This is a genomic window from Streptomyces sp. NPDC002133 (assembly GCF_040296405.1).
In the GTDB taxonomy this organism is placed as follows: Bacteria; Actinomycetota; Actinomycetes; order Streptomycetales; family Streptomycetaceae; genus Streptomyces.
Map to the genome: position 1 here is coordinate 1 of NZ_JBEOXF010000097.1, position 17,486 is coordinate 17,486.

General features: G+C 69.2%; 11 protein-coding genes and 7 pseudogenes. 9 read left to right on the forward strand and 9 right to left on the reverse strand.

Going from position 1 to position 17,486, the window contains the following annotated elements; genetic code table 11:
- Positions 1–111: 111 nt before the first annotated feature.
- The 5 genes and pseudogenes from ABT078_RS40580 to ABT078_RS40600 all read right to left on the reverse strand — a co-directional run.
- Positions 112–891: pseudogene (locus ABT078_RS40580) on the reverse strand (transposase); the annotation flags it as partial.
- 126 nt (positions 892–1,017) lie between these two features.
- A pseudogene (locus ABT078_RS40585) lies at positions 1,018–1,191 on the reverse strand (transposase family protein); the annotation flags it as partial.
- 262 nt (positions 1,192–1,453) lie between these two features.
- Positions 1,454–1,921 (reverse strand): annotated as a pseudogene (locus tag ABT078_RS40590) (peptidoglycan-binding domain-containing protein); the annotation flags it as partial.
- A 141-nt stretch (positions 1,922–2,062) separates the two neighbouring features.
- A pseudogene (locus ABT078_RS40595) lies at positions 2,063–2,323 on the reverse strand (M23 family metallopeptidase); the annotation flags it as partial.
- A gap of 534 nt (positions 2,324–2,857) precedes the next feature.
- Positions 2,858–6,946: an nSTAND1 domain-containing NTPase gene (locus ABT078_RS40600; RefSeq protein ID WP_351237163.1), complete on the reverse strand. Its 4,089-nt coding sequence runs from the start codon at positions 6,944–6,946 to the stop codon at positions 2,858–2,860.
- Positions 6,947–7,526: 580 nt separating this feature from the next.
- On the opposite strand from ABT078_RS40600, the gene ABT078_RS40605 reads away from it, so the two are divergent.
- Positions 7,527–7,952, forward strand: a complete 426-nt coding sequence (locus ABT078_RS40605; RefSeq protein WP_351237165.1) for a hypothetical protein — start codon at positions 7,527–7,529, stop codon at positions 7,950–7,952.
- Between the two features lie 64 nt (positions 7,953–8,016).
- A complete protein-coding gene (locus ABT078_RS40610) occupies positions 8,017–8,925 on the forward strand; it encodes a hypothetical protein (protein WP_351237167.1) in 909 nt (302 codons plus the stop codon).
- Positions 8,926–8,971: 46 nt separating this feature from the next.
- Here ABT078_RS40610 and ABT078_RS40615 read toward each other — a convergent pair whose 3' ends face one another.
- From ABT078_RS40615 to ABT078_RS40625, 3 genes and pseudogenes are all read right to left on the reverse strand, one after another.
- The gene (locus ABT078_RS40615; protein WP_351237169.1) at positions 8,972–9,532 is read right to left on the reverse strand and encodes a dihydrofolate reductase family protein; all 561 of its coding nucleotides are present in this window, start codon (positions 9,530–9,532) and stop codon (positions 8,972–8,974) included.
- An 85-nt stretch (positions 9,533–9,617) separates the two neighbouring features.
- A complete protein-coding gene (locus ABT078_RS40620; protein ID WP_351237171.1) occupies positions 9,618–9,839 on the reverse strand; it encodes a transposase in 222 nt (73 codons plus the stop codon).
- 14 nt (positions 9,840–9,853) lie between these two features.
- A pseudogene (locus ABT078_RS40625) lies at positions 9,854–11,457 on the reverse strand (IS4 family transposase).
- A 461-nt stretch (positions 11,458–11,918) separates the two neighbouring features.
- Between ABT078_RS40625 and ABT078_RS40630 the strand changes: the two are divergent.
- Entirely contained in the window at positions 11,919–12,308 is a 390-nt protein-coding gene (locus tag ABT078_RS40630) for a transposase (protein WP_351237183.1), read from the forward strand.
- Here ABT078_RS40630 and ABT078_RS40635 read toward each other — a convergent pair.
- A complete protein-coding gene (locus ABT078_RS40635; protein ID WP_502981550.1) occupies positions 12,244–12,504 on the reverse strand; it encodes a hypothetical protein in 261 nt (86 codons plus the stop codon). The genes ABT078_RS40630 and ABT078_RS40635 overlap by 65 nt on opposite strands.
- A 466-nt stretch (positions 12,505–12,970) precedes the next feature.
- Between ABT078_RS40635 and ABT078_RS40640 the strand changes: the two are divergent.
- From ABT078_RS40640 to ABT078_RS40665, 6 genes and pseudogenes are all read left to right on the forward strand, one after another.
- A pseudogene (locus ABT078_RS40640) lies at positions 12,971–13,427 on the forward strand (nuclear transport factor 2 family protein).
- A gap of 127 nt (positions 13,428–13,554) precedes the next feature.
- Entirely contained in the window at positions 13,555–14,385 is an 831-nt protein-coding gene (locus ABT078_RS40645) for an alpha/beta fold hydrolase (protein ID WP_351237175.1), read from the forward strand.
- A 307-nt stretch (positions 14,386–14,692) separates the two neighbouring features.
- Complete coding sequence (locus ABT078_RS40650; RefSeq protein WP_351237177.1) at positions 14,693–15,472, forward strand: SDR family NAD(P)-dependent oxidoreductase; 780 nt, start codon at positions 14,693–14,695, stop codon at positions 15,470–15,472.
- A gap of 642 nt (positions 15,473–16,114) precedes the next feature.
- Positions 16,115–16,450, forward strand: coding sequence for a hypothetical protein (locus ABT078_RS40655; protein WP_351237179.1), 336 nt, complete (start codon positions 16,115–16,117; stop codon positions 16,448–16,450).
- 59 nt (positions 16,451–16,509) lie between these two features.
- Positions 16,510–16,998 carry a DUF6233 domain-containing protein gene (locus tag ABT078_RS40660; protein WP_351237181.1) on the forward strand — a complete coding sequence of 163 codons (489 nt, stop codon included), beginning with the start codon at positions 16,510–16,512 and terminating at the stop codon, positions 16,996–16,998.
- A gap of 41 nt (positions 16,999–17,039) precedes the next feature.
- A pseudogene (locus ABT078_RS40665) lies at positions 17,040–17,486 on the forward strand (PP2C family protein-serine/threonine phosphatase); the annotation flags it as partial.

Here is a 17,486-nt window from a genome sequence, read left to right on the forward strand (position 1 = left end):
CCTACGTCCGCTGGCACAACACTCACGCGGAACCGAAGACCAACTTCGCCCCCGATTCACCGATCCGCCAGTGGACCCAATACCCGGCCAAGGCTCCGTGACGAGCCACTAGCTGTCGGGCTTGGCGAAGGTGAGGACGCCGCCGTGCCGGCGGGGCCGCCCGCCCTTCGGGCCGGAGCGGGTCGGGCCCGGGTCGCGGAGCATGACCCGGTCCGAGCGCAGGCGCCCGATCAGCACGACCGGCAGGTCGGCCAGGGCGTGGGAGAGGTAGGTGACGTCGTAGCCGGCGTCCATCACGATGAGGATCTCCGGGTCGCCCTGCCGCCAGTGCCCGGCTTGCTTCAACCGCTCGATGACGTCGCGCAGTTGGGTGGCGGTGACGAGCGTTGCGTCGTCGGCGGGTCCCAGGCGCACGGCGTCCAGCAGCGCGACCCAGGAGGTGCGGCCGGATTCCAGGGCGGCGACGAAGGAGTACGGCCAGCCCGGCACGAACTGGTCCGTCTTGCGGTCGCCACGTCCATAGACGTGGCAGAACAGCCGGTCGTCGCTGGTCGGGGCATCGGGGCGGAGCCAGTTGCTCACGTCCACGGCCAGCACGATCCGCCCGTCACCGGCCTTTGGCAGCGGCAGGCCGGCCAGCGTGCGGCGCAACCGCGTCGGTTCCAGCCAGCCGCGGTCCAAAGCCGCGTACAGCGCGCCGTGCCCGCGCCGGTGCTCGACCGCCAGCGACAGCTCGACCAGGGTCTTCACCGGCCCGTCCGCGCACAACACCGCGTCCGTGAGTTCGAAGAGCGCGTCCTGGCGAGCGTAGAGGCATTCATAGAACTCAACCCGAAAGCGGGACAACACGTCCAACGCCTCGCCTGCGGGCGAATCGACAGACAGACTCATACGCAGCGGCCGTTCTCTTGTACTTCGTGACTCAACATCTCGAAGCGTGGAGAACGGCCGTCTCCGCTGTCCAGGGAAGAACCGCAGATCAGCAGGTCGAGTGACCTGCGACGTTAAACGTCAAGCTAGGAGTACCTCGACGTCGAGGAAGTGCTGGAAGCAGATGGCGATGCCTTCGTCGCGGGCGGCCGTGGTGTCGTGCATCTGTCCGGGCCACAGGGCATCGGTCCATAACGTGCGGCGTTGCCCGTCGGCGACGACGGTGGCCTTCATCGTTGTTCTCTTCTTCATGCCGGAGACACCGAATGGAATGACGGCATGCGAGATACGCCCGGTACTGCCACCGCACTCCGATATGCGGCAGGTCCCGACCACCGTCCCCCGCGCGACGCGGCGCCCGCACGATCGCCTCGGCTTTGGTTCTGCGGCATGGCCTCGTGCAAGATCCCCTCCAGGACCACCGCGACGCCGGCCTCGATTCTCTGAAGCACCGGATGTCCTCGCGGCCGATCCGACGCCGGTCGTGGGCGGAGTTGCCGTGCTTCCCCGCCCACGAGGGTGGTTATCGTCCGGCCTGCAAGGCTGCCCAGGTCTGCGGGCCGACGTCGCCGTCGACGCCGAGGCTGCGGGTGGTCTGGTAGTCGCGCACGGCTTGTTCGGTGTTGGGGCCGAAGTCGCCGTCGATGCCCACGGTGCGGCCGAGTGCCGCGGTCAGTGCTCGCTGCAGTCGGCTGACGTCCGCGCCGGTCGACCCGTTCTGCAGCGCCGGTGTCGAGCCGTACGACAGCAGGGCCGTCCAGGTCCTGGGGCCGATCTCACCGTCGGCCGTGAGGCCCCGGGCGGACTGGAAGGCCTTCGTCGCCGTTTCGGTGTTGGGCCCGAAGTCGCCGTCCGGTTCTCCCGGATTGTGTCCGGCGGCGATCAGCCGGCATTGCGCCGCCTTGACCAGACTGCCGGTGGATCCCTGCTGGATGAGGGGGTACGCAGTGAAGTCGAGGTTGACGCCGCTGCAGGTGGGCGCTGGTGTGCCGCCGCAGTTGTTGCTGGTGACGTTCCGCCAGGTCCGGCCGTTGGCCTGGCCGTACTCGACGCCGTTGAACCAGGGGCGGATCCGTTCGGAGGTGGAGTTGCCCCAGGTGGCGGATCCGTTGTTGTCGGCGTCGTAGGCGAGCTCGAAGTGCAGGTGCGGGTGGTTGTTCGAGGTGGGCCCCGTCCTGCCGACCCGGCCGATCAGCTGGCCGCGCTGTACCGTCTGGCCGACGCTGACCTCGCGGCTCTGCAGGTGCAGGTATGTGGTGAAGTAGCGCTGCCCGTGGTTGATCTGGATCACGTTGCCGGCGTTGGAGTGGTAGAAGGACTGCCGGACCGTGCCGGAGGCCGGAGCCAGCAACGGTGCTCCTTCGGTGCCGACCTGGTTGGGCTCGCGGACCATGTCGAGCGCGGGTGCGTGTGCCCAGGTGTCGAGTCGCCACTGCTGGCCGCAGGTGAAGGGCAGTTGGAAGGCGATGGGCGGGGCCGCCGCGGCGGCCGGCGCCGCGGCCTGCCAGGGCAGGACGACGAGGGCGGCAACAGCCACGAGCAGTCTGCCGAGCAGTCCTGGGCTGAGCGTGCGGATGAGGGATATCAACGTGTCTCCTTCTCTGGTGCCGAGTTCATGCGTGTCTGGGGCGGGGTGTGCGGGCGGCGATGGGACGGCAGGTGCCCTTCCGCTGTGGCTGGGCGCTGCGGGACGGCCGCGTTCGGTCGCGGTGTGTCGCCCGCATGGCGGTCACGATGAGGGCCGAGGTGGGGGCAGCCATCTACGGCCCTCGTCGTGAGCTCGCCGGCGGGGGAGCGACCGGTGCGCTGAGCGTGCCCTGCGTCGGTATAGCCCGGGTATTTCCGAAGGTCACCCGGCCGCCCTGGGCGGTGGTGCCAGGCACGGACCGCTTACAGGGGAGCACGCCGCGCCGGCGGCGTGCCCGGGTCAGGGCTGCGGGCAGAGCGCGCCGGTGTCCTGGCCGGGGAGGTGGCGGTCGAGTTGCGCCGCGGTGGGCGGTGGGGCGGTGGCTCGGCAGATGCGCCGGATGGCTTCGGTCGCGGTCAGCGGCCAGTGGATGATGCGCTGGTCGGCTCCCGCGGACAGCAGGGTTCCGTCCGGGGTGAACGCCAAGCCCTGCACGTCTGCCGAGTGGCCGGTGAGGGTGGCGATGCGCCGGTGGGTTCGTACATCCCAGACGACGATGGTGTGATCCTCACCTGCCGAGGCGAGGAGGCGTCCGTCCCTGCTGAAGGCGAGCGTGCCGACCGCTGCGGTGTGGCCGGTCAGTGTGCCCCGGCTTTTCCATGTCCGGGTCGACCACAGGCGCACCGTGTGGTCCGAGCCGGCGGTGGCGATCAGATCGCCCGCCGGAGTGGCCGCGATGTCCTGCGTGGACCCCTGCGTGGCCGGGAAGGCCTTCACCAGCCGGTCGTCGGCGGTGCTCCACACGGCGATGCCGCCGGCCGGTGTGCTCGCGACGAGGAGGCCGCCCCGAGCGGGGTAGGCCATGGCGGTCGAGGTGCGCGGGCCGGCCGGCGCCGGCAGTGGACGGGGGTGTGCCGGGTCGCTGACCCTCCAGCGGAACGTTCCTCCCAGGGACATCACGGTGACCGTGCTGCCGTCCGGGCTGAAGGCGACGTCCGTGCCGGTGCCTATACCGGTGAAGGCGATGGTGGTGTAGCGCCGCCCGGTCGACGGGTTCCACAGAGTCAGGGTGTGGTCGCGCGTCACGGCCGCCAGCACCGTGGCGTCCGGGTTGAACGCGACTGCCTTGACATGGTCGGAGTGTCCGCCCAGCAGCCGTTCGGCAGCACCGGAGGCATTCCAGATCCGTACGGACCTGTCGTCGCCGGCGGAGGCGACGAGCCGGCCGTCGGGGCTGACGTCCACGTCGTTCACGGCGCCGCCGTGACCGCTGAAGGGAAGGGCCGTCCGGCGCACCACGATGGTGCGTCCCAGGCCGCCCGAGACCACCGTGCTCGCGTCCGGTGCCAGGTCCAGAGCCATGGTCTCCGAGCGGTAGCGGTCGGCGTGGCGGGCGATCTGCTCGCGGCGCCGGTAGTCCCAGATCGAGATCATGCCCTCTTCGTCGGCGATCGCGATCCGATCACCGACCGGCGCGGAGATCATCCAGGGGAAGGCCGTCTGCACCGGGAGGTCGGCGAACTGGCGGGCCGAGCGGCCGGTCAGCCGCCAGAACCTGATGCCGTGTTCTTCGGAGGCCGTGGCCAGGACATCGGATGTGGAGCCGAACCGGGCCACCTGGGCGCCTTCGGTGTTCAGCTCGAAGCGACGGCGACCGGTTTCGATGTCCCAGACGGCCACTGTCCCATCGGTACGGGTGACGGCGAGCGAGCGCTGATCGCCGGCCAGGCTGAGTGCCGCGGGCATACCGGTGGGCAGGAACACGGCCTTGCCACCGCCCAGCGTGGCTACCCGTGTGCCCTCGCCCGTGCCGTAGGCCACGACCGTGCCGTCGGCGCTGAAGGCCAGACCGTTGCTGAGGTCGCCGGACACGACCTGCTTGAACAGCACCTTCCTCGACCGGACCTCCCGCACGACGACCGAGCCTCCGGTCGGCTGCTTCGGATTGTTCAACCGGGCCAGGGACGCCAGCCGGGTACCGTCGGCGTTGAAGGCCGCCCTCAGCGCGAAGAACCCCTGGGGGAGCGGCTTGACGACATGCTCGGTGAAGGAGGCCAGCCTCCTGCGTCGTTCCGGATCCCACAGCTCCACGGTGCCGTCGCTGGTGGCCGCGGCCACCGACGAGCCGTGAGGGGACAGGGCCAGGCCGAACGACGCGGGCCCGTTCGTGTTGAGTACGACGCTGGGCTGCGCGGACGCCGACGTACTGATCACCGCGCCCAGGGTGTCGGCGTCGGGATGCAGCCGATAGGCGGCCAGGGCGAGGGACCGGGCGACGTCCGGGTCGGTGGCGACCAGCGAGCGCGACGTGAGCGCGGCCTGATGGGCCAGGACGGTCAGGTGCTCGCGCTGTGCCACCTGCCGCTGCTGCCAGGCGGCACCGCCCCCGGTCACGGTCGCCGCCAGCAGTACCGCCAGTACCATCGCCAGGACCCTCAGCCGGCGGACCCGGCGCCGCGCCGCAGCGAGTTCGGACTCGGCCAGCTCCTCGCTGGCGTCGAGGAACTCACGCTCCAGAAGGTTCAGCTCCGAGCGGTGCGGACGCGCCTCGGCCAGCCCGGAGCCCCGATAGAGCCCTCCGGAGTCCCGCCCCGACTGCTGCCAGACTCGGGCCGCGGCGGTGAGCCGCTGCCGTACGACCAGGCGCCGGCGGTCCTCGCTCAGCCAGGCCCGGAGCCTGGGCCACGCCACGATGAGCGCCTCATGGGCGATCTCCACCCGATCCTCGTCCACGACCACCAGGCGCGCCGCCACCAGCTCGTCGACCACATCCGCGACCGCCGCGGCCGGGCCCATCCCGTCGAGTTCGGTTTGCGGGACCCGCCGCCGACTGTCCCGCACCCCGTCCTCGTCCAGGCTGATCAACCGCTGCATGAGCCGGCGCACCAGGTCCTGCTCGGCGGGTTCGAGCTCGGCGTAGACGTGCTCGGCGGTCTGGGCGATCGCACCGTGCATCCCGCCCCCTGCCTGGTACGCCGCGAGGGTCAGGGTGCGGCCGGCCCGGTTGCGCCAGGTCTCCCGCAGCGCGTGGGACACCAACGGGAGTGCGGCGGCAGCGCCGGAAGCCTCCGCCACCACGGTGGCCAGCAGATCGGCGTCGACCGAGCAGCCCTCAAGATCCGCCGGCCGGACGATCAGCTCTCGCAGTTCCGCGGCCGACGGCGGACCGACCAGCAGCTGCGCCTCGCTCATCAGCGCCGGCGCCAGCTCGCTCAGCCCGGTCATCTGGACGAAGAAGTCCGCACGGACACTGAGCACGACCTTCGTTCCGGCATGCGACGCCGCTAACAGCCCGGCGACGAATTCCTCCCGTACCGTGGGATCGGAGCACACGGTGAACAACTCCTCGAACTGATCGACCACCAGCAGCACCTGACCGGCGGGCCGGTCGTGCTCGGCGAGCGCGGCCGCCAGCTGTTTCACCGGCTGGTCGGTCGGCGTCATCATGACCGGCTGCCACCGAGCGGTCGTATCCCGCCGGATCCGGCCCAGTAGGCCCGCCGCCAGCAGCGAGGTCTTCCCCGATCCCGACGCGCCGAACACGACGACCACGGGGAAGCGTTCCACGCGCTCCCGCAGCAGCCCGCACAGCCGGTCGCGGCCGAAGAACCGGTCGTGATCCGAGGAGGTGAACGCCGGCAGGCCCCGGTAGGGGTTGGCCCCGACCGGCACCAGTGCCGCGACGGGGACCGGAGAGGGCATGAGGTCCTCATCGCCGCGGAGCATCGCCTGGTGCAGGCGCTGCAGACCCGGGCCGGGCTCGACGCCCAGTTCGGTCCCGTACAGCGCATGGGTCTGCCGGTAGAGCTCGAACGCCTCGGCCTGCCTGCCCGAGCGATACAGGGCCGTCATGAGCTGGCCGCGGAGCGACTCCCGAAAGGGATGCCGGGGCAGCAGCTCCGTCAGCTCCACGACCACCTCGGCATGCCTGCCGAGGGCCAGACCGCAATCGGCCCACCGCTCATGCACGGCAAGACGCAGCTCCTCCAGCCGGGCCGCCCGGGTCGCGACGGCTTCGGTATCCAGGAACTCCGCGAACGCAGGCCCGTTCCAGCACCGCAGCGCCTCACCGTGCAACTCGTGCGCGCCCGCTGTCTCACCCTGTCGCAGGGCCTTCTCCGCCTGGAGGGCCAGTCGTTCGAACCGCGTGGCGTCCAGCGCATCACCCGCCAACACGCGATAGCCGTCGCCCTGCCGTTCGATGCGCTCCGGGCCCAGGGCCTTGCGCAGTAGATGGACGTACAGCTGCAGGTTCTTACGCGCCGAGCGCGGCGGTCGCTCGCCCCACAGTGCGGTCATCAGGAGCTCCGAAGGCACGGGCCGGTCGGGCCTGCTCAGCAGGACCGCGAGCAGCAGACGCACCTTGGGCGATCCGATGTCGACCGGCAAGCCCCCGCGACGGATCGCCAGATCCCCCAGAATCCCCAACTCCACTCGGCCGCCCCCCAAGGCTGCACGGATCAACGCTGGCGGCCCGAAGGTACACCAGCTCTCCGACGCAGACCCGCGCCGGCCTGCCCGACCCACGCATGACGCCGCACTGACGTGGATCAGCGGACTGCCGCCTGGTGCGGCCTCCCGGGCCGGCACCCCCTGGCCGCATGCCCCAAAGATCCGCGATGCACAGCCGGCCGAAGCCACGCCCGATCACCTGCCGCACGCATCCCCATCAGGACTTATACGGGTCCTATACCGCGTCTTACAACGATCGCTTCCCGTACCGGGCCCACCGGCTCCTGGGCCCCTCCGATCAAGGAAGGAACGGGTGCGCCCACCCAGAACGACGCCGACCAGTCCAACAGGCACCCCCCGCCGTGGAGATGACGTCGGAGTCGTAGAGAACGCGAAAGGACACAGCGTGAAGCTCGGGTTCAGCTCGGGAAGCGATCAGAACACCCATCAGCGGATCACTGGGAAGGCAGGACAGCACATGCGTACAAGGCTCGCGGCAGTCGCAGGAGTGGCCGCCATGACCGCCACGCTCGGACTGGTCGGCGCGTCCCCCTCGGCCGCCGGCCCCAACTGCGCCCTCGGCAACCACTGCGTCTTCTACACCGACATCAACTCCGCACGGCAGTCCTTCTTCAACTCCGATCCGGACTTCTCCAACGACACCTTCGACGAATACAACGTGAGCGGGAACGGTCTCAACCACCCGGTCAACAACAACGTCTACTCGGCCAGCAATTCAAGCACCGGGAACTACGAGAGCCACTACTGGGACAACACCAACGGAACGGGCTTCCTGTTCTGCCTGAACCCCGGTCACTACGTCAACTCCGCCTCCACCATCGACCAGCCGGGCACGCAGAGCGGCGATCCGCTGCCCTCCGGCCTCCGGGACCGGGCCAGCCGGCTGACGCTCCCGGGCCGGACGTCGACCGACTGCTTCTGACCTCGGTGAACGGCGGGCCCGGCGCAAACCGGGCCCGCGCGTTCCGGACCTCGACAGGATTCACATGGCACTGAGCTTCCGCGGCACTCGCCGGCACATCGCCGCCTGTGTCCTGACCGCCACTGTGGGCGCAACGATCTGGGCGCTCGCCGACGCGAGGGCCCAAAACCCCGAACCCCGGCCCCATCGTCCGCTGTCCCCGGCCGCACTGGCCGAACAAGGCTTGCGTCCGCCGATCTACACCCGGCTCTACGCCTGGACCCTGAGCGGCGAACAGATCGCGACCGCCCAGCAACAGGTCCTCGTCGCCTGCATGGCCGAGCGCGGATTCACCCTCAAGCCCGCTCCCGTGGCGAAGGCGGGTGACGCGGCGGTGTCCCGCCCGACTCCGTTCGGTCTCGAGACCCTCGAAGAAATCGGGGCGGACAGCCAGACGCAGGCGCCACCGGAGCAGCCGCAAGGAGAGGCCTTCAACCGCGCCCTCTACGGCAAACCCGGAAACGAGATCTCCGTCAAGGGCAAGCTGCTCAAGGTGACCATGCCGGCGAGCGGCTGCCAGGCCGAGGCGGAGAAGCACATGCTGGGCGACGGCCGGGTGCGGTGGACGGAACTGCGGATGCAGCTCAACGAAGGGGAGCAGACAGCGTTCAAGTGGCTCAAGCACGACTCCCTCTTCCGCAAGGCGAACGAGAGCTGGCGGCAGTGCATGCTCACCAACCGCGTCCAGGCCAAAGACCCCCTCGACCTGATCAGAGCCTTGCCGCCCGACGCGGACATCCGCACCCACCCCGCAACCAAGGCGGACGTCCACTGCAAGCAGGACACCGGATACCTGCGCACCGCCTACGCCAGACTCGCCGTGATGCAGCAGCGCTGGCTCGACGATCACCCCGACGTGCTCAAGGACCGCACCGCGCTGCGGGACAGGCAGCTGAGAATCGCCCGCCAGGTCCTCCAGGGGCAGACCGGCTGAGCACCCCGGCGCACCCGATCTGCCCCGGCCCGGCGGCACCGGGTGCTCACGGCTGGGTGTGGTAGCGGAGGTAGACCACGCCGCTGGTGAGCCGGCGTTCGTCCAGGAGCTCGAAGCGGAGCCGGGCCCCGTCGGGGAGGAAGGGCTTGCCGCCGCCCAGCACGGCGGGGCCGACGAACAGGTGGTACTCGTCCACCAGCCCTGCGGCGATCGCGTGGGCGGCGAGGGCGGCCCCGCCGACGGTGAGGTCACGTTCGGAAGATGCCTTCAGCCGCCGAACCGCCTCGGGGTCGAAGTCCCGTTCGATCCGGGTCCGGGTGGTGGAGGCCGACTCCAGCGTCCTGGAGTACACGACCTTGTCGGCCGCCTGCCAGATCTCCGCGAACTCCCGCGCCCCGGGCGACTGGCCCGCGATGGACGGGTCGGTCTCCCAGACAGCCATCATGTCGTACAGCCGGCGCCCGTACAGGTAGGTCCCGACCGGCCGCAGCACGTCGTTGATGAAGGAGTAGTACTCCTCGTCCGGTACCGCCCAGTCGAAGTTGCCGTCCGCGTCGGCGATGTAGCCGTCCAGGGACACATTGAACATGTAGATCAACTTGGCCATGCGAGCCTTCTCCCAGGTCGGGGCTACGTGTGTGTCCCGCAGCACACTAGCCCGCGCCTGTGACAATGCCCGGCGAACGGCACGGTCATCGCTGCGAAGGGCTGCGTCTGGGACTGCCGCGGCTCCGGCGGTTCCGCCCGGCCCGTTCGCGGACCCGGCCGCGCAGCCGGTGGCGCAGCTCGGTGACCAACGCGCCGTCGCGCCAACGGCGGAAGAAGGCATACACCTGGTCCCACGCCGGGAAATCTGCGGGCATCGCCCGCCACTTGATGCCGTTGTCGACCAGATAGAACACCGCATCCAGCATCCAATGCCACGAAGTTAAGGCCCTGTTGGCGGTGTCAAGGCATCAGGGAGAGTGATCTTGTAGGTGCTCGGCGCGGTGCGGATGAGACGGCCGTTGCGGGCCCAGTAGCAGAGTTGCGCGGTGAGGCTACTGAGGGCGCGCCCCGAGGTGGGGAGCCCGAGATGTTGTGCAATGTTCCGAGTGTGCATGGCCTGGTTGGAGTTCGCGGCCAAGAGCTGGCAGACCTGGCCCCAACGGCCGGAGAGGGCCCGGCTCGGGTCCTGCGTGCTGGGCAGGGCTGGAGGGTGCACGGTGATCTCGATGGCGGTGATCGGGGTGCTGGCGCGTGGACGGCCGTCGCGGTTCCAGATGTTGTAGCGGGAGGTTCCGCACTTGACGATGCGGGCGGACAGTCGCATCCGGCGCCCCGGCAGCAGCGCGTGTAGAACGCGGGCGCCGATGTGTCCCACCAGGTCGGAACGGCTGATCGGCCCTGAGGCCGCGGTCGTTCCGGCCAGGCTGACCACCGTGTCGCGGGCGGCTTCCAGAGCGACGGTGAAACCGGCCCGGTCGGGATCGCAGCCGGGCAGGGTCTCCACCGCGGTCACCATGACCGAGCGCAGGGCCTGGTAGAGGGTGAGCAGTCCCCACATCTCCTGGTTGAGGCCCACCGGGTCCTTCGAACGTAGGACTCGGCCTTTGAGCAGGGTGTGACGGAGCGCCAGGTAGGTGATCTCGATCTCCCAGCGCTCGTGGTAAAGACGCACCAGGTGATCGGCCGGATCGGTGCGGTGATCGTTGAGCGTGGTCAGCAGGCGGTAGGTCCCGCCGAAGTCGCCGCCGTCAGCGGTGTGGGAGTGGATCCCGGCCTCGATCACCCGCAACGGGAGGTCCCCGATCCGGGTCAGGTAGGAGCCGTCGGGCAGCAGCGCCAGCACCGGCGGTCGTCGGGTGCTGGTGGCGCGAATCAAGAACTGCGCCCCCTGAGCTGCGATATCTGCGAGCAGTCTGTTGCTGTCGAAGGCGCGGTCCGCCAGAAGGAGCATGTCCGGAGTCAGGTGGCTGACCAGGTTGTGGGCGTAGTCGGTCTCGCCCTTGGAGGCAGGACCGAAGACCGCTGCGATCAGGCCGCGGGTGCCTGTTTCGCACAGGGTCATGAGCATCAGCCGGGGGTGGCCGGTCGGGCCGTAGCGGCGTTCGGTGCGGCCGAGCCAGGACCGGTTGCGCTCGTGGTCGGGGACGGACAGGCTCCCGCAACCGTCGAAGGCGACCGTGCGCCAGCGGCGGTAACGCACTCCGGGCGTGGACGGCTGGGCCAGCGGGCCGGCCAGCACGTCGAACAGCCGCTTGAGCGGGGCCACCCCGACCCGCCGACGCAGATCGCGAAGTGCCTTCTCCGAGGGCTGCGGCACCCGGGCGCCCAGTCCGGCCCCGAGTTTGCCTCACACCAGTCCGGTGCCCAGATACTCGAACAGCCCGAGCGCGAGCACGAAGTACACCCCGACGCGAGAGGGAAGGCTCCGAAGTCTCGCTCGCGAGCCCCGCTCTCGTCCAGTACCGCATCGACCAATTCGGGCGGGATGACCTGCGTTAACTCACCGATATGACCGGGCGCGAACACGTCATCGGTTCCGCCCATGACAGACTTGGCCACTGGGCCTCTACTCTCTCAGGAAGATCTTGGTCGATCCCCTGGATAGCAGAGGCCCCTTCCGTCTCCCGCCACGCTTGACACCGCCAACAGGGCCTTAACTTCGTGGCATTGGATGCTCGACGCGGTGCGCTATGTCGTGGACAACGGCGCGACAACGGCATCAAGTGGCGGGCGATGCCCGCGGACTTCCCGCCCTGGCCACGGGTGTATGCCTTCTTCGCCCGCTGGCGGGGTGCGGGCCTGGTCGCCGAGCTGCACGGCCGGCTGCGGGAGCCCGTCCGCCGGGCTGAGGGCCGTGATGTGGAGCCGAGTGCGGCGGTCATCGACTCGCAGTCGGTGAAGGCGGACGCCACCGTGGCCCTCGCCTCACGCGGTTTCGACGCGGGGAAGAAGGGCAACGGTCGCAAGCGGCACCTGCTCACCGACACCGTCGGCTGCTGCTGGACGTGCTGGGCACGCCAGCGTCGACCACCGACCGGGACGCCGCTCGCATCCTGCTGTCGGCGGCCAGGGAGCGTTACGGGCGGCTGGCACGGGTGTGGGCCGACGGGCGGATACACCGGCCACCTCGTCGACTGGAGTGCAGCGCAGCTCGACATCGTCCTGGACGTGGTCCGCCGCAGCGACGAGACACGAGGGTTCCAGGTGCATCGCGCCGCTGGGTCGTGGAGAGATCTTTCGCCTGGTGCCTGCGCAGCCGGCGTCTGGTCCGGGACTACGAGCGGCGCACCGACACCGGCGAATCCGTCATCCTGTGGTCGATGACCATGCTCATGAGCCGCCGCCTGGCCGCCTGGCACCAGCGTCCTGCTCCGAGGGCGGCACAGGCAGCGTGAACCTGCCCGGCTTCGTCTCGACCAGCCGGCCCCGTTCCACCAGCCGCTTCAGCCGTGCACTGGCGCCTTCGACGCGGCAAGCGGACGCGCTGTCCCAGCCCAGCACCAGCGCCGCCCGCCGGGCACCAAGCCCGTCGACTCCCGCATCGGCCGCGGCGGCCATCACCGCCTGATAGTCCGGCGACAGCTCGCCCACCTCACTTACCTGCCGCCGGTGAGGCGCCGCCCAGAGATCAGCTCGCCTATCAGCCCCGTGTCGACAGTTGACCAGATAGTCCCAGGTCGTAGAGAACGTGATCGAGGACGGCCTGCCGGACGGCGGCCTGCTCGGCCTCGGACAGGACCTGATGCTCGCCCACTCGACGTCCTCGCAGACCCGACAGCAGCGCGTCCCGGCCACCGGCCCGACACGTCCACGGCCCTCACCGACACCCTTGACAAGGTCGCGACGTCTACCCGGTCCCGTTCTCCACCAGCGCAGACACCGCCAACCCGCGCAGCCCCCTGCGCGTCCGGCGACCACGTCCACGCATCCCCACCAGATCACTCACACGCCTTCAACGAACGAGCGTGAACCCAAAGCGTTTCGAACCAGTAAAAGTGCAGGATTTGGCGCACCGAGTTCTACTGGTGATTGAGAACGCTGGTGTGTGGGAGGAACCATGACGACCAGGCCGCCTGTCCCGCCCTTCACCCATGAGAAGGGTGCGCGGCGCGGAGAACGGCTGGAACTCCCGCGACCCGCAGAAGGTGTCTCTCGTCTACACAGCGGACAGCGAGTGGCGCAACCGCTCCGAGTTCGTCAAGGGACGGGACCAGGTCATCGAGTTCCTCACCCGCCAAGTGGAACCGTGAGCTGGACTACCGGCTGATCAAGGAGCTGTGGGCGTTTGCGGACACCGCATCGCCGTGCGTTTCGCCTACGAGTGCCACGACGACTCGGGCAACTGGTACCGCTCCTACGGCAACGAGAACTGAGAGTTCGACGAGGACGGCCTGATGCGCCAGCGTATCGCCAGCATCAACGACTTGCGCATCGACGAGTCGGAGCGCAAGTTCCACTGGCCCCTCGGTACGCGTCCCGACGACCACCCGGGTCTGTCCGACCTGGGGCTGTGAGCCGCGGCGGGACCGAGAGCGCGTCGACCGGCCCGTCGCGCGTCTTCGGGCGGGCGGCCCCGGCGTCGCATTTTCCGCTGGACCGCCAGATTCGGGCGGTGCTGTCGACGGCACGTAAGGACGAGCAATGGGAACGATCACCACTTCAGACGACACGAGCATCTTCTACAAGGACTGGGGCCCCCGCGACGGCCAAGTAATTGTGTTCCACCACGGCTGGCCGCTGAGCGCCGACGACTGGGACACCCAGATGCTGTACTTCCTGTCCAAGGGCTACCGCGTCATCGCGCACGACCGCCGCGGCCACGGCCGCTCCAGCCAGACCGCGACGGGCCACGACATGGACACTTACGCCGCCGACGTCGTCGCGTTGACCGACACCCTCGACCTGAAGGACGCGGTGCACATCGGCCACTCCACCGGCGGTGGCGAGGTCGCCCGCTACGTCGCGCAGGCCGAGCCGGGCCGGATCTCCAAGGCCGTGCTGGTCTCGGCCGTACCCCCGGTCATGGTCAAGAAGGAGAGCAACCCCGAGGGCCTGCCCATCGAGGTTTTCGACGGGTTCCGCGCCGCGCTGGCCGCCAACCGCGCCCAGTTCTACATCGACGTCCCGACCGGGCCGTTCTACAACTTCGACCAGCCCGGCGTCGAGAAGTCGCAGGGCCTGATCGACCGCTGGTGGCTGCAGGGCATGCTGGGCGCCGCCAACGCGCACTACGAGTGCATCAAGGCGTTCTCGGAGACCGACTTCACCGAGGACCTGAAGAAGATCGAGGTCCCGGTGCTCGTCATGCACGGCACGGCCGACCAGGTCGTGCCGTACGCGGACTCCGGCCCGAAGTCGGCCGAACTGCTCAGGAACGGGCGACTCAAGAGCTACGACGGCTACCCGCACGGCATGCTGTCGACCCACGCGGACGTCCTCAACCCCGACATCCTCGCCTTCATCCTGGAGTAGTCGTCACCGGGCTGTCGGACAACGACACCGAGGGGCGCGCGCGTAGCACGTTAGCCTCAATGTTTCGGTTCAGGTCGGCTGAGCTGTGGTGATCCTCGTGCCGGAGGTCGTGGGGCTGCTGTCGGGTGGCGGACCCCTCGATCGTCGTGCTGTGCCGCCAGAACTTCGGCCGCTGATCTCTGATCGACGATTCGTTTGCGTTCCGGCCGTGGTGCGGCCTGTTGGCTCAAGCCTGGCCGCATGTTGCCGAGTACGATCGCGAAAGCCCGAAAAAAGGAACAAAGCATTCATATACGGAGGAAACCTCATGGATCTGGGACTCAAGGGTCGCGTGGCCGTGGTCACCGGCGCGAGCCGGGGGATCGGGCTCGCGATCGCGCAAGCCCTGGCCGCCGAGGGCGTCCAGGTGGTGGCCGCAGCGCGCACATCCTCCGACGGACTCGACGAGCTGATCCAGAAGGGTCAGGCGCGCCTGGTGGAGGTGGATCTGGCCGATCGCGAGGGAGCCAGGCGGCTGATCGAGGCGGCCGGGGATCAGATCGACATCCTCGTGAACAACGTGGGTGCGGCCCCCGCGCGAACCGGCGGGTTCCTCAGTGTCACCGACGAACAGTGGGAGGAGGCATTCAACATCAACCTGTTCGCCACGGTGCGCGTCACCCGGGAGGCCCTGCCGGTAATGCTGGCCAGGGGGCGCGGCTCGATCGTCAACATCAGCTCGGTCAACGCCGTGTTCCCCGACCCGGGCGTGATCGACTACGCAGCCACCAAGAGCGCACTGGCAAACTTCTCCAAGGGCCTGTCCAAGGAGGTGGGTGGCCGGGGGATCCGTGTGAACACGGTCAGCCCTGGCCCCGTCGAGACCGAGGTGTGGACGGGCAGCGAGGGCATCGCAGCCACCGTGTCCCAAGCGGCCGGGGGTGCACCGGAGGACGTGATCGCTCAGGTCGCAGCGTCCATGGTCACCGGCCGATTCTCAAAGCCCGCCGAGGTCGCCGACGCGGTGCTGATGTTGGCGAGCGACCGGATGGGCAACGTCACCGGCGCCAACATCACCGTGGACGGCGGCTTTCTGACGACTTGGTAGGCGAATTCACGCAGATTTGCACCGCCGAACGACCTAGATCGTTTTCTTGCCGGCTGTGCCCTTCTTGGCGCGGAAGGCCTCCGGCGCCTGGTCGAGGGGATGGACCGCTCTCATCGGCGGGCACAGCCGGCCCTCCCGGTACCGCTGGATGATCTCGGCCGTTCTCCGGCTGAATCCTCGGCGGCTGGGCGATCGTCACGAGGGTGCCGCCCGGACTGACCACGGCGGCCGAGCGGTCGTGCCCCCGCCTCATTGATCATCGCGGCACCCCAATGCCTACCGGCTCCACCCGTCACCGAAATTTTGCTCCGTCTCAGTTTCGTTGGGGGCGTTCACCTGCGTGCATGCCCAAGCAGCGGCCGGGCAGGCGCCCACGTTGGGACTCCGCTGAACGGCCCCGGACGTTGATATGAGACGCCGCACCCCTCACCCCCACCACCAGACTTGGAAGGCGCGCACCTACGGCAACCTGCTGGCTCGCGTCCCAGTCGATGGGTGATCATTGGGCATGACCTCCGAATCGAACGGCGCTCTGCCAGCGACCACGCACGTCAACGCACCGTTGCGGTCATCGCCACCCACCTTGACCAGCTGCGCACGCATGGGCCTCACGGGACGGTCTGGTGGCGCTTCGGCCACTCCGTGTGGGAGACCCTGAACGAGGCCCTGACCAACATCAACACCAAAGACGACTACCTCGCACGAAGGGACGCGCGCCAGGCCGAACAGGACGCCCAACGCGAGCGCGAGCAGCAGCAGCGGGAGATGGGGCAGTGGCGGGCGGAGTTGTGGGCGTGCCCGTCGTGCGGCGGCGACGTCGACCCCGGCCATACGGCCCAGGACGGCTACCAGCCGCAGAGGGGCGGGCTGTGCCCGGTGTGTGAGCGGGCACGCCGGGAACTCGAGGCGGAACGGATCGCCGCTCAGGAGCGGACGGGCATTGTTGCGCGCCTGCGGGGCCGCAGCGCCGACCGGTGAACAGGCCGACATTGCGCCGACGTGGTGCCAGGGAGAGGGAAGGAAGCGGTGAACAGGGTGTGAGCCAGGATGAGAATCCTCAGGGGGCGCCGCCGATTGTGGTCGTGCTGCCGGACGGTCAGGAGGTCCGGGCGCGGCTTCATGCCCGTCGGCAGGTGCGAGGTGGCTGGCGGTACCAGGTCGGTGTCCTGATGTGGCGCGAGGGTGCCAGCGGCGGCGTGGAACCGGTCGAGTACCGGGCGTGGGTGACTCCCGAACAGGCACGCCCCGTTCCTGGTGTCTCCTACGAGCAGGTGCCCACGCATCGCCTGACACCGGCGGACAGCGGCCAGCACGGGAAGCTGAAGCCGGCCTGGACGGTGCAGCACCTGCCGCATCGCCCCGGCCACCCCGGTGCGACGCTCGTGCACGTCATCGGCTGCGTACCCGGCGGCCGTCCGCTGGACCGGGAAGCGGCCCTCACCGCGCTCGGCCAGCCTCTCGCAGCCGCATGCAGAGAATGCGACGCCTTCGGATCCCTGGCTGCTGGAGAGGCTTTGCCTCCCTGAGGCCCCTTCACATCCCCACCCGCAGATGAAACGCATCCGACGGTCGGGCCTTCCCGCGCGGGGACGCCGTCGAGGTGCCGCAGAGCCCCTCGGGCGTCCGGATGTTCCTGCCGCTGCTGGACGGCAGCGACACGGTGGGGGTGATGGCCCTCACCCTGGACGCCGTGGGCGACGACGACCGGCGCCTGTTGGGCAGGCTCTCCGGTTTGGTCGCCGACATGCTGGTCACCAAGAACGCCTATACCGACCAGTTCTTCCAGGCCCGGCGCCGTGAGCCGATAAGTTGTCTCCGCGGAGATCCAGTGGACCCTGCTGCCGCCGCTGACGATGTCCGTGCCGCAGGTCGAGGTGGCCGGCATCCTGGAGCCCGCCTACCGTGTCGCCGGCGACAGCTTCGACTACGCCCTCAACGGCAACATCCTGCACGCGGCCGTGATCGACGCGATGGGCCATGGCCTGGACGCCGCCACGATGGCAACTGTGGCCAT

Bases quoted from the DNA above. Each gene is read 5' to 3' on its own strand.
- ABT078_RS40605 (WP_351237165.1), top strand. From the start codon at position 7,527: ATGACCGCCACGCTCGGACTGGTCGGCGCGTCCCCCTCGGCCGCCGGC.
- ABT078_RS40610 (WP_351237167.1), top strand. From the start codon at position 8,017: ATGGCACTGAGCTTCCGCGGCACTCGCCGGCACATCGCCGCCTGTGTC.
- ABT078_RS40615 (WP_351237169.1), bottom strand. From the start codon at position 9,532: ATGGCCAAGTTGATCTACATGTTCAATGTGTCCCTGGACGGCTACATC.
- ABT078_RS40620 (WP_351237171.1), bottom strand. From the start codon at position 9,839: ATGCTGGATGCGGTGTTCTATCTGGTCGACAACGGCATCAAGTGGCGG.
- ABT078_RS40645 (WP_351237175.1), top strand. From the start codon at position 13,555: ATGGGAACGATCACCACTTCAGACGACACGAGCATCTTCTACAAGGAC.
- ABT078_RS40650 (WP_351237177.1), top strand. From the start codon at position 14,693: ATGGATCTGGGACTCAAGGGTCGCGTGGCCGTGGTCACCGGCGCGAGC.